This is a genomic window from Nocardiopsis tropica, assembly GCF_042660575.1.
Taxonomy (GTDB): domain Bacteria; phylum Actinomycetota; class Actinomycetes; order Streptosporangiales; family Streptosporangiaceae; genus Nocardiopsis; species Nocardiopsis tropica.
Window position 1 is genome coordinate 162,981 of the sequence record NZ_JBHSUF010000007.1, and the last position, 10,969, is coordinate 173,949.

11 protein-coding genes are annotated in these 10,969 nt (G+C 72.4%); 9 read left to right on the forward strand and 2 right to left on the reverse strand.

Annotated elements, in window-relative coordinates; genetic code table 11:
* Positions 1 to 258: 258 nt before the first annotated feature.
* The 9 genes from ACFQBR_RS13295 (at position 259) to ACFQBR_RS13335 (ending at position 8,611) form a co-directional block, all read left to right on the forward strand.
* Complete coding sequence (locus ACFQBR_RS13295) at positions 259 to 2,109, forward strand: 2-oxoacid:acceptor oxidoreductase subunit alpha (RefSeq protein WP_267946740.1); 1,851 nt, start codon at positions 259 to 261, stop codon at positions 2,107 to 2,109.
* 70 nt (positions 2,110 to 2,179) lie between these two features.
* The gene (locus ACFQBR_RS13300) at positions 2,180 to 3,166 is read left to right on the forward strand and encodes a 2-oxoacid:ferredoxin oxidoreductase subunit beta (RefSeq protein WP_267950530.1); all 987 of its coding nucleotides are present in this window, start codon (positions 2,180 to 2,182) and stop codon (positions 3,164 to 3,166) included.
* A gap of 86 nt (positions 3,167 to 3,252) precedes the next feature.
* Positions 3,253 to 3,921 carry an SDR family oxidoreductase gene (locus ACFQBR_RS13305; protein ID WP_267946741.1) on the forward strand — a complete coding sequence of 223 codons (669 nt, stop codon included), beginning with the start codon at positions 3,253 to 3,255 and terminating at the stop codon, positions 3,919 to 3,921.
* Between the two features lie 198 nt (positions 3,922 to 4,119).
* Positions 4,120 to 4,644, forward strand: a complete 525-nt coding sequence (locus tag ACFQBR_RS13310; protein WP_344180409.1) for a hypothetical protein — start codon at positions 4,120 to 4,122, stop codon at positions 4,642 to 4,644.
* Between the two features lie 329 nt (positions 4,645 to 4,973).
* Positions 4,974 to 5,186 carry a hypothetical protein gene (locus tag ACFQBR_RS13315; RefSeq protein WP_267946743.1) on the forward strand — a complete coding sequence of 71 codons (213 nt, stop codon included), beginning with the start codon at positions 4,974 to 4,976 and terminating at the stop codon, positions 5,184 to 5,186.
* An 89-nt stretch (positions 5,187 to 5,275) separates the two neighbouring features.
* Complete coding sequence (locus ACFQBR_RS13320) at positions 5,276 to 5,488, forward strand: hypothetical protein (RefSeq protein ID WP_267946744.1); 213 nt, start codon at positions 5,276 to 5,278, stop codon at positions 5,486 to 5,488.
* A gap of 235 nt (positions 5,489 to 5,723) precedes the next feature.
* A complete protein-coding gene (locus tag ACFQBR_RS13325; RefSeq protein WP_267946745.1) occupies positions 5,724 to 6,632 on the forward strand; it encodes an RNA polymerase sigma-70 factor in 909 nt (302 codons plus the stop codon).
* A 4-nt stretch (positions 6,633 to 6,636) separates the two neighbouring features.
* Entirely contained in the window at positions 6,637 to 7,791 is a 1,155-nt protein-coding gene (locus ACFQBR_RS13330) for an FAD-dependent oxidoreductase (RefSeq protein ID WP_344180411.1), read from the forward strand.
* Positions 7,792 to 7,990: 199 nt separating this feature from the next.
* The gene (locus tag ACFQBR_RS13335; protein WP_344180413.1) at positions 7,991 to 8,611 is read left to right on the forward strand and encodes a Uma2 family endonuclease; all 621 of its coding nucleotides are present in this window, start codon (positions 7,991 to 7,993) and stop codon (positions 8,609 to 8,611) included.
* Here the strand turns inward: ACFQBR_RS13335 and ACFQBR_RS13340 are convergent.
* Together ACFQBR_RS13340 and ACFQBR_RS13345 are read right to left on the reverse strand one after the other, a co-directional pair.
* Positions 8,593 to 9,279 carry a response regulator gene (locus ACFQBR_RS13340; RefSeq protein WP_267946748.1) on the reverse strand — a complete coding sequence of 229 codons (687 nt, stop codon included), beginning with the start codon at positions 9,277 to 9,279 and terminating at the stop codon, positions 8,593 to 8,595. The two genes, ACFQBR_RS13335 and ACFQBR_RS13340, sit on opposite strands and share 19 nt — an antisense overlap.
* Positions 9,276 to 10,940, reverse strand: coding sequence for a sensor histidine kinase (locus ACFQBR_RS13345; protein ID WP_267946749.1), 1,665 nt, complete (start codon positions 10,938 to 10,940; stop codon positions 9,276 to 9,278). The genes ACFQBR_RS13340 and ACFQBR_RS13345 overlap by 4 nt, the downstream gene beginning before the upstream one ends.
* Positions 10,941 to 10,969: the final 29 nt, after the last annotated feature.

Sequence of the window (10,969 nt, forward strand, 5' to 3'; positions counted from 1 at the left end):
GGGCGCCGCCCCGTCCGGATCCCGGTGTCCGGGGAGCCGTGTCGTTGAAGGCAGGCCCCTTCACGACCCGGCTGTCGCGGTGTGACCGCGCCGTGCGAGACCGGGTTGGCGCACCCGGCGAGCGCGAGGGCCGCGCACGCTGTCCCACGCCCCCGAACCGGGCGCCCGCCCCGTGGCGGAGTGCCCCGGCCGGGGGATGACACCCGAGCGCCGCCGCCCGTCACGACCGGCGGCTCACCAAGGAGGTCGTCGATCTCAGTGGCCAAACAGATCGAACAGCTCGACCGCGTCATCATCCGCTTCGCCGGCGACTCCGGCGACGGCATGCAGCTGACCGGAGACCGCTTCACCCAGGAGACCGCGTCGTTCGGCAACGACCTGTCGACCCTTCCGAACTTCCCGGCCGAGATCCGCGCCCCCGCCGGAACCCTCCCGGGGGTGTCCAGCTTCCAGCTGCACTTCGCGGACCACGACATCATGACCCCGGGCGACGCGCCCGACGTCCTGGTGGCCATGAACCCCGCCGCCCTCAAGGCGAACCTCGGCGACCTGCCCAGGGGCGCGACCGTGATCGTCAACACCGACGAGTTCACGAAACGGAGCCTGGCCAAGGTCGGTTTCACCGGGGACCCCCTCACCGACGGCACCCTGGACGGACTCAAGGTGAGCGCGGTGGCGCTCACCTCGATGACGGTGGCGGCGCTGGCCGGCGCCGACCTGTCCAAGAAGGACGCGCAGCGGGCCAAGAACATGTTCGCCCTGGGCCTGCTGTCGTGGATGTACAACCGGCCGACGGAGGGGACGACGTCCTTCCTCAAGTCCAAGTTCGCCGCCAAGCCGGACATCCTCGCGGCGAACCTGACGGCGTTCCAGGCGGGGTGGAATTTCGGTGAGACCACCGAGGACTTCGCCGTCTCCTACGAGGTCAAGCCGGCCCGGCTCCCCGCGGGCACGTACCGGAACATCACGGGGAACCTGGCGATGGCCTACGGGCTGATCGCCGGGTCCACCCGGTCGGGCCTTCCGCTGTTCCTGGGCTCGTACCCGATCACCCCCGCGTCGGACATCCTGCACGAGCTGTCCAGGCACAAGAGGTTCGGTGTGCGCACGTTCCAGGCCGAGGACGAGATCGCCGGGGTGGGGGCCGCCCTGGGCGCCGCCTTCGGCGGCTCGCTGGGGGTGACCACCACCTCCGGCCCGGGCATGGTGCTCAAGCAGGAGACGGTGGGGCTCGCGGTGATGACCGAGCTGCCGCTGCTGATCATCGACGTGCAGCGGGCCGGGCCCAGCACGGGCATGCCGACCAAGACGGAGCAGACCGACCTGCTGATGGCCCTGTACGGGCGCAACGGCGAGTCCCCGCTGCCGGTGGTGGCGCCGTCCTCCCCCGCCGACTGCTTCGACGCCGCGGTGGAGGCGACCAGGCTCGCCGTCACCTACCGCACCCCGGTGGTCGTGCTGTCCGACGGTTACCTGGCCAACGGGTCGGAGCCGTGGCGCCTGCCGGAGGTCGGCGACCTGCCGGTGATCGAGCCGGGGTTCGCCACCGGGCCCAACGGCCCCGACGGCTCGTTCCTGCCGTACAAGCGCGACGAGGAGACCCTGGCCCGCCCGTGGGCGGTGCCGGGCACGGCTGGCCTGGAGCACCGCATCGGCGGCATCGAGAAGCACGCCGAGACGGGTGACATCTCGTACACGCCCGCCAACCACGACCTGATGGTGCGGACCCGCCAGGCCAAGATCGACGCCATCGCCAGGGACATCCCCGAGCTGGCGGTGGACGATCCCGACGGCGGCGCCGGGGTGCTGGTGCTCGGCTGGGGCGGCACGTACGGGTCGATCACCGCCGCGGTGCGCCGGGTGCGGCGCGCGGGCGGCCGGGTGGCGCAGGCGCACCTGCGCCACCTCAACCCGTTCCCGGCCAACCTCGGCGAGGTGCTGGCCCGCTACGAGCGGGTGGTGGTGCCGGAGATCAACCTGGGCCAGCTGGCCCTGCTGCTGCGCGGCAGGTTCCTGGTCGACGTCATCGGCTACAACAAGGTCCGCGGCCTGCCCTTCAAGGCCGAGGAGCTCGCGGACGTGCTTCGGGAGGTCATCGACCGTGACTGAGAACGCGAACGGCCTGACGGACGGCTCCGGGGGGCTGAGGCTGGTCCCCAGGACGGACACCGCCTACAAGATGAAGGACTTCAAGTCGGACCAGGAGGTGCGCTGGTGCCCGGGCTGCGGCGACTACGCGATCCTGGCCGCGTTCCAGTCCTTCCTCCCCGAGCTGGGGGTGCCCCGCGAGAACATCGTCATGGTGTCGGGGATCGGCTGCTCCTCCCGCTTCCCCTACTACCTGAGCACCTACGGCGTGCACTCGATCCACGGGCGCGCGCCGGCGATCGCGACCGGGCTGGCCTCCAGCCGCCCGGACCTGTCGGTGTGGGTGGTGACCGGTGACGGCGACGGGCTGTCCATCGGCGGCAACCACCTGATCCACGCGCTGCGCCGCAACGTCAACATCAACATCCTGCTGTTCAACAACCGGATCTACGGGCTGACCAAGGGGCAGTACTCCCCCACCTCCGAGCCGGGGAAGATCACCAAGTCCTCGCCGTCGGGCTCGCTGGACCACCCGTTCAACCCGGTGTCCCTGGCCCTGGGCGCGGAGGCCTCGTTCGTGGCCCGGACGGTCGACTCCGACCGCAAGCACCTCACGTCGGTGCTGAGGGCGGCGGCCGAACACCCGGGGGCGTCGTTCGTGGAGATCTACCAGAACTGCCCGATCTTCAACGACGACGCGTTCGAGCCGCTGAAGGACCCTGCCGCGAGGGACACGCGCCTGCTGCGCATGGAGCACGGCGAGCCGCTGCGGCTCGGCCCGGACCGGGGTGTGGTCGCCGGCGGGTTCGGCGGGCTGGAGGTCGTGGACGTGGACGCGGTGGGAGAGGACCGGCTGATCCGGCACGACGCGCACCGGGAGGACCCGGGGTACGCGTTCGCCCTGTCCCGGTTGGACCGGCCCGCGTTCGAGCACGTGCCGATCGGGGTGTTCCGGGACGTGCGCCGCCCCGCCTACGACGAGCTGTTGAACGAGCAGGTCGCGGAGGCGCGGGCTGAGCACGGGGACGGCGAGCTGGCCGCGCTGCTGGCGAGCGGGGACACCTGGACCGTCGAGTAGGGGCCCGGGCCCGCCCCTCCCGGGCCCCGCGCGGACTCGCGCGGGGCCCGGGGGTCCGGCGGCCGGGGAGGGCATACGCTTCCCCCATGCGTATCGTCATCGCCGGGGGACACGGGAAGATCGCACTGCTGCTGGCCAGGCAACTGGCCGACCGCGGGGACGAGCCCGTCGCCCTCATCCGCAACCCCGACCACTCGCAGGACGTCGTCGACGCCGGTGCCGAACCGGTCGTGGTCGACCTGGAGACCGCCACCGTCACCGAGCTGACGGAGAAGCTCATGAACGCCGACGGCGTCGTGTTCGCCGCCGGGGCCGGTCCGGGCAGCGGGCCGGCCCGCAAGGAGACGGTGGACCACAAGGGGGCGGTGCTGACCGCCGACGCGGCCTCGCTCGCGGGGGTGCGGCGCCTGGTCCAGGTCTCGGCCATCGGGGTGGACGACCCGCTGCCCGGCGGGAACGACCCCGACGGTTCGTGGGCCGCCTACGTGGAGGCCAAGCGCGCCGCCGACGCCGACCTGCGGGAGCGCGGGCTGGAGCTGGACTGGACGATCCTGCGCCCGGGAGGGCTGACCGACGAGCCGGGCACCGGGAAGGTGGCGCTGGGCGCGGAGGTCGGGAGGGACTCGGTGACGAGGGAGGACGTCGCCTCGGTGATCGTGGCCGTTCTGGACGAACCGGGGACCGTCGGGAGGGTTCTCAACCTGGTGAACGGTGAGACACCCGTCGTCGAGGCCGTCCGCGCCGCCGCTTCCTGAGCACCGCCCCGAGCGGCCTCCGGCCGGGACACCCCTCCCGGTCGGCGGCCGCTCGGGGCCTTCTGTGGCCAGACAGGCCCGCAGGAGGCATGATGGGAGCGGAACCCGGCGGATTCCCGCCACTGTGGACGCGGACGACCGGGTGGCACCCCGACGGGTACGGCAAGCTCCGCGCTGAGCAGATGGGTACGGTTATTCATGAGCGTCACGCAGGTCGTGAGGGACAGCACGGTCGTCGAACACGCCAAGGTCGCGGCGCAGCAGAAGCGCCGGATGTTCATCATCCAGCTGGAGGTGAACGCCTATGACGAGCCCTCCAGCAAGCTCCGTCCCGGGCTGACCCGCATCCTGGAGGGGATCGAGGAGGCCGGCTGGCGGCTCGACCTGATCACCCCGGGCGACGAGGGCGACAAGCCCGCGCGCCTGTTCATCTTCCGCCCGGACCCCGACAGCAAGAAGCAGGACGAGGCGGCCAGAGCCGAGGCCCAGCAGCAGCAGCAGGAGCCGTCCGGCCAGCAGCAGGCCTACCAGCACCCGCCCACGGGCGCCCAGCAGCCGGACCCGTACGCGGGTTACGGACAGCAGCCCGGCTACGGCCAGCAGCAGTACCCGGGGTACGACCAGCAGCAGTACCCGGGCTACGGTCAGCCGCAGCCGGGGTACGGGCAGCAGCCCGGCTACGGCCAGCAGTACCCGGGATACGGGCAGCAGCAGGGCTGGTAGCGCTCGCGGCGCACGTCGGGGGGCGGCGCCCACGAGGTTCGGGGCCCGCGCGGTGGAGACACCGTGCGGGCCCTTTTTCATGTCCGATGTCTGGATACAGCGTGATTCCGATGCATTCGTCAGGTGAGGGATTCGGCCGTGCTTTCGGTTGGGTAACACGATGACTTCATTGCCTGGCGACATGTCCGGCATGTCCACATCGAAACCGAGAAAAGTCCGAGGAAACTCTGGATTCTTCCCGCGAAGTACGGCGAGCACGGGCCTGGCTACGCTAAGTTAATTCCGGCGGCCACCGCCAGAGCGTTATGAACTTCCGAAAGGCATCACCCATGACCCGTATCGCCAAGGTTTCCGGCTTCGTACTGGCCACCGGCCTCGCCTTCGGTGCCTTCACCGGCACCGCCGCCGCGGACAACAACGCCAACGTCCAGAACATCACGATCCCGATCTGCCTCGACGTGCTCGCCGCCTCGGGCGTCAGCGGCCCCGAGTGCAACGTCGTCAACTGGACCGCCACCAAGGGCATCAGCGTCGACGACTAGTACCCCGTCGCACACACCCCTGCATCAGCGGGGCCCCGCGGCCCCGTCGTCACCAACCAACGCACTGCCAACCGAAAAGGATCAGCACCATGAAGCGCATCGCCACCGTCTCCGGCCTCCTCCTCGCCACCGGCCTCGCCCTGGGCGCCATGACCGGGACCGCCGCGGCGGACAACAACGCCAACATCCAGAACGTGACCGTGCCGATCTGCGCCGACGTCCTCGCCTTCGACGGCCTCGACCTGGGCGGCTGCAACGTGTCCTCCGGCACCTCCACCAAGGGCATCTCCGTCGACGACTAGTCGGCCCTCCCGGCTCGCCGGGTACGGGACTTCCGGGGCTCTCCGTCCCCCGGAGCCACCCGGAAATCCCAGGACACCCGGCACTCTCGGGATGGACGCGGGGCACGGCACCGGCCGCGCCCCGCGTCCTGTTCTCCCGGACGGCCCGCCCGGACGCCCGCGCACCGCGTCCCGGGGCCGCGAACCGGTACGGGAGGCGTGTCACGCCGGGGCGGGGGTGATACGTCTTCCAGACATGACGACCGATGCCTTCCACGAGCACCGCGCCCTCCTGACCGGTGTCGCCTACAGGATCCTCGGCAGCGCCTCCGACGCGGAGGACGTGGTCCAGGAGGCCTGGCTGCGCTGGTCCGCCGTCGATCCGGCGAAGGTCGACGACCCGCGCGCCTACCTCGTCACCATCGCCTCCCGCCTGTCCATCGACCGGCTGCGCAGCGCCCGGTCCCGCCGCGAGTCCTACGTCGGCGAGTGGCTCCCCGAACCCGTCAGCGACATCCCCGACGGCGCCGAGCAGGCCGAACTGGCGGACTCCGTGGAGTTCGCGCTCCTCGTGGTCCTGGAGACCCTCTCGCCCCTGGAACGGGCCGTGTTCGTGCTGCGCGAGGCCTTCCAGTTCCCCTACGCGGAGATCGGGGAGGTCATCGGCCGGGAGGAGGCCGCCACGCGGCAGCTGGCCAGGCGGGCCCGCGACCACGTCCAGGAGAGGCGGCCCCGGTTCGAGGCCGACCGCGCCGCGCGGCGACGGATCACGGAGCGGTTCCTCCGCGCCTGCATGGAGGGGGACCTGGACGGCCTGACCGGTCTGCTCGCCGACGACGCCACCCTCGTCGGGGACGGCGGCGGCAAGGCCAAGGCGCCCCTGCGGGTCCTGGAGGGCGCCTCCAAGGTGGGCCGCTTCCTGGCCGCCCTGCCCGGCAACGCGGACAGGTTCCTCGCCTCGCTCGGTCTCGGCCCGACGGTCGCCTGGGCCGACGCCCGGACCGAGGTCACCGAGGTCAACGGCGGTCCGGCGGCGGTCGTCTCGCTCGGGGGCCGGGTGGTGGCGCTGGTCGTGCTGGACGTGGCCGACGGGCGGGTCCAGCACGTGTACCTGGTGGCCAACCCCGACAAGATGTCACGGCTGCGGACGCCCGGCCCGTCGTAGGGGTATGGATATCACCGTTGTGGGCGGTGGCCTCGCCGGATTGACCGCGGCCATCGCCGGCGCCGAGAGGGGCGCGAACATCACCCTGCTGGAGGCGCACCGGACCCTGGGCGGGCGGGCCCGCGCCACCGAGCCCCCGTACGTGGCCAACGAGGGACCCCACGTGCTCTACGGGGACGGGGCCCCGTACCGGTGGCTGGCCGAGCGCGGCCTGCTCCCGCCGCACCTGCGCCTTCCCGTGCGGGCCGCGCCGGGCGTGAGGTTCCGCTACCGGGGGCGGCTCGGCATGCCGCCCGCCGGGCTCCTGCGGGCCGCCGCCCGCCGCGGGCTGCGGGCCCCGTACGACCGGGACTTCGGTTCGTGGGGCCGGGAGCGGTTCGGCACGGAGACCACCGGGGCGATCGCGAGCATGATGGGGGTGGCGCTCTTCGACTCGGACCCGTCCCGGCTGTCCGCGGAGTTCGTCTGGGACAGGTTCCTGCGGGTGACCACGCCCGCGTGGCCGGCCGCCCGCTACATGGTGGGCGGCTGGACGTCGCTGGTCGGGTGGATGGCCGACCGGGCGCGGGAGCGCGGGGTGCGGATCGCGACGGACGCCCGGGTCGACTCCCTGGATGCGCTCCCCGACGGCCCGGTCGTCGTGGCGACGTCGCTGGCCGCGGCCCGCTCCCTGCTCGGGGACGACTCCCTGGCATGGGAGAGCGGGCACACCCTGATGGTGGACCTGGGGCTGCGCCGGGGCCGGGACCCGTTCATCGTCTTCGACGGCGACGAGTGCGGGTTCGTGGAGCGCTACACGGCGGTGGACCGCACGCTGGCCCCGGAGGGTGAGGAGCTCGTGCAGGCCCAGGTCCCGGTGCGTCCCGGCGAGTCGAGGGCGCGCACGGGGGAGCGGCTGGAGCGGCTGCTGGACCTGGCGCTGCCGCGGTGGCGCGACCGGGTGACGTGGCGCAGGGACCAGGTCGCACGGGGGCGCACCGGTGCGCTGGACCTGCCGGGGCACACCTGGCGCGACCGCCCCGCGATCGACCGCGGGAACGGCGTCTACCTGGCCGGTGACTCGGTGGCGGCGCCCGGTCTGCTCGGAGAGGTGGCGTTCACCAGCGCCGTCGCCGCCGTCGAGGCGGCGACGGGCAGGAGGCCGGTCGGGACGCCCTGATCCCGGCCGGTCCCGCGACCGCCGGGCCGGGAGCGGGGACGGACCGCCCCGGCCCGGCGGTCGGCGTTCCCCGGTGCGGAAGCCCCTCCTTCGTGAGAAACCTCCGCTCTCCTTCGGACTTCTTCGGCGAAACCCGCCGATAACAGAGCGTGGGGCCGGATACTGGCGGTCATGATGAAGAGGAGGCAGTATGTCTGTCATGACTACCAGGCATCCGGACGTACCCGAACGAGGTCTGACCGTGGACGACCTGGCGCACACACCGGACGACGGGCGCCGGTACGAGCTGGTCGACGGGCGGCTTGACGTGTCACCGGCCCCCATGTCCAAGCACTTCCGGGCAGCGAACCGCCTGTCCACGCATCTCAACAATCTCTGCCGCGGCGAGTTCGAGATCGGTGAGAACCCCGGCCTCGACCTCAACGCCGAGCGAACGCACCACCGCATCCCCGACCTGGCGGTCTTCGACCATGAACCTCCGGAACAGGGGTACTTCAACGTGCCGCCGCTCCTTGCGGTGGAGATCGTCTCTCCGGAGAGCGTGCTCCGCGACAACCACACCAAACGGCACGAGTACGCCGCGTTCGGCATCCGGTCCTACTGGATCGTCAACGCGCTCGCGGACAAGGTCGGCCTGGTGGAGCTGCGCCTGGAGGACGGCGTCTACCAGGAGGCCGCCCAGGTCCACGGCGAGGACGTCTTCGAGACCGACCTCCCCTTCCCGGTCAGGCTCGTGCCGCACTGGCTCACGGCCAACGGTCCCTGGATGGAGCACATCGGCGGCGAGGCGCCCGGGGAGGGTCAGGCGACCCAGCGGTAGAGGTGCTCCGGGCGGCCCGCCGAGCCGTAGCGCATGCGCAGCTCGGCGCGGCCGTCCGCGCACAGGTGCTCCAGGTAGCGGCGCGCGGTCACCCGCGACACCCCCGCCCGTTCGGCGACCTCCGAGGCCGACACCTCCTCGGGCGCGTCGCGGAGGACCCCCGCGACCAGGTCGACGGTGGCCGAGGTCAGCCCCTTGGGCAGCGACCGGGCCGCCGGGGGCCGCAGCAGCCCGAACAGCCGGTCCACGTCCTGCTGGGTGGCCTCCCCGAAGGCGTCCATCTGCCGCCGCGCCACCGCGTACCGCTCCAGCTGGTCGCGCAGCGCGCTCAGCGGGAACGGCTTGAGCAGGTAGTGCACGGCACCGCCGTGCAGGGCCGAGCGGACCTGCGCGATGTCGCGTACCGCGGTGATCATCAGGAAGTCGGTCTGCTGGGGCGCGGCGGCGGCCGCGGACGCGCGCAGCGCGCGCATCACCGAGATCCCGGAGGCGTCGGGCAGGTGCAGGTCGAGCAGGACCAGGTCGGGCCGGTGGCCGTGGATCTGGGTGAGGGCGGCCGCGGCGGTGTGCGCGACCCCCACCACGGAGAACCCGGGCTGCGACTCCACCACCTCCTGGTGGTTGCGGGCCACGCGCACGTCGTCGTCCACGACCAGCACGCGGATCACGACGGCACCACCGCCGCTGTCCGCACGGGCAGGCAGGCGGTGAACACCGCGCCCTCGTCGGCGTCGGGCGCCTCCATCTCGACACTTCCCTCTCTGCTCTCGCACACCTGTTTCACGAGCGCGAGTCCGAGCCCGCGCGTGCCGCCGTCCCGGGACGCCTTGGTGGTGAACCCGAGCCGGAAGATCTCCTCCGCCACGTCGTCGGCCACCCCCTGGCCGGAGTCGGTCACCCGGATCTCCAGCAGGTCGTGGGGCAGGCCGCTGTCGGCGGTGTGCAGGCGCACCATCAGCTCGACCCACCCGTGGGGGGCGGACGCCACCGCGTCGAGCGCGTTGTCGACCAGGTTCCCGAGGACGAGCAGTGCGTCGGAGCGTACCTCCCTGTCGAGGGCGGGGACGCTCGTCATGGGTGAGAGCCGCAGGTCGACCCCCATCTCGGAGGCCTGCGCCGACTTGGCGATGGTGAGGGCCGCCACGGCGGGGTCGCGGACGTGCTCGGAGATGTCCGTGCTGGTGCGGGTGTGGGTGGCGGACAGGTCCGCCAGGTAGGCGCGGGCCTCGTCGTAGGCGCCGAGTTCGAGCAGGCCCGCGACGGTGTGCACCCGGTTGGCGAACTCGTGGGTCTGGGCGCGCAGCCCCCGGGTGACGGTGCGGGCTCCGTCGAGTTCCCCGGTGAGCCGGTCGAGCTCGGTGCGGTCCCGCAGGGTGACGACCGCTCCCGCGTCCTCGCCGCGCACCTGGACCGGCATGCGGTTGGCGACCAGGATGCGGTTCCCGGCCAGCAGGAGCCGGTCGTCCCCCGGGTCGTCGCCGGAGACGATGTCGCGGACCCGTTCGGACAGGCCGAGTTCGTCGAGGTGGCGCCCCTCGGCGTCGTCGGGCAGGCCGAGCATGTCGCGCGCGGGCAGGTTGGCCAGGACGAGGCGGTCGGCGCCGTCCACCGCGAGGACCCCCTCGCGGACCGCGTAGAGCAGGGCCTCCCGGCTCTCCAGGAGCGCGGTGATGTCGGCCGGTTCGAGCCCGTGGGTCTTGGTTCGGACCTGGCGCGAGAGCGCCCAGGCCCCGCCCACGCCGAGGACCAGGACCACGGCGACCATGCCGAGGATCGCCGGGACGGAGGCGCGTACCTCGGTGGCGGCGCTGGAGGTGAGTATGCCGAGGGAGACGTAGCCGACCACGTCGCCCCCGGCGTCTCCGCCGTTGACCGAGCCGCCCCCGGAGAACACGGGGACCTTGGCCCGGACGGTGCGCCCCTGGGTCCCGTTCTCCACGCCGGTCCACTCCTCGCCCCGGGCGGCCGGCCCCGGCGGGGTGGACACGGTCCGGCCTATGAGGTCCTTGTCGGGGTGGGTGTGGCGGATGCCGTCGGGGGAGGCGATGACCACGAAGTCGGCGTCGGTCGCGGCGGCGACCCGGTCGGCGAGCGGGTCGAGGACGGTGCTCGGCTCGGCGGTCTGGAGGCCGTCGACGACCTGGGGCATGACGGCGACGGAGCGGGCCACGCCGAGGACCCGTTCGGTGTACTGGCGGTCGGTGGCCCGGTCGAGGTGGACCGCCCAGAGGGTTCCGACGGCGGCCAGGGCCACCGTCAGCAGGAGCACGTAGCCGATGAACAGGGAACCTGTGAGCGAGAGGCGGCCGCGCGCGGGGAGCGTGGTCATGTGTCCTCCAGTCGCCTTCGCCGGGGTGC

Bases quoted from the DNA above. Each gene is read 5' to 3' on its own strand.
- ACFQBR_RS13305 (WP_267946741.1), top strand. From the start codon at position 3,253: ATGCGTATCGTCATCGCCGGGGGACACGGGAAGATCGCACTGCTGCTG.
- ACFQBR_RS13310 (WP_344180409.1), top strand. From the start codon at position 4,120: ATGAGCGTCACGCAGGTCGTGAGGGACAGCACGGTCGTCGAACACGCC.
- ACFQBR_RS13335 (WP_344180413.1), top strand. From the start codon at position 7,991: ATGACTACCAGGCATCCGGACGTACCCGAACGAGGTCTGACCGTGGAC.
- ACFQBR_RS13330 (WP_344180411.1), top strand. From the start codon at position 6,637: ATGGATATCACCGTTGTGGGCGGTGGCCTCGCCGGATTGACCGCGGCC.
- ACFQBR_RS13345 (WP_267946749.1), bottom strand. From the start codon at position 10,940: ATGACCACGCTCCCCGCGCGCGGCCGCCTCTCGCTCACAGGTTCCCTG.
- ACFQBR_RS13300 (WP_267950530.1), top strand. From the start codon at position 2,180: ATGAAGGACTTCAAGTCGGACCAGGAGGTGCGCTGGTGCCCGGGCTGC.
- ACFQBR_RS13325 (WP_267946745.1), top strand. From the start codon at position 5,724: ATGACGACCGATGCCTTCCACGAGCACCGCGCCCTCCTGACCGGTGTC.
- ACFQBR_RS13320 (WP_267946744.1), top strand. From the start codon at position 5,276: ATGAAGCGCATCGCCACCGTCTCCGGCCTCCTCCTCGCCACCGGCCTC.
- ACFQBR_RS13315 (WP_267946743.1), top strand. From the start codon at position 4,974: ATGACCCGTATCGCCAAGGTTTCCGGCTTCGTACTGGCCACCGGCCTC.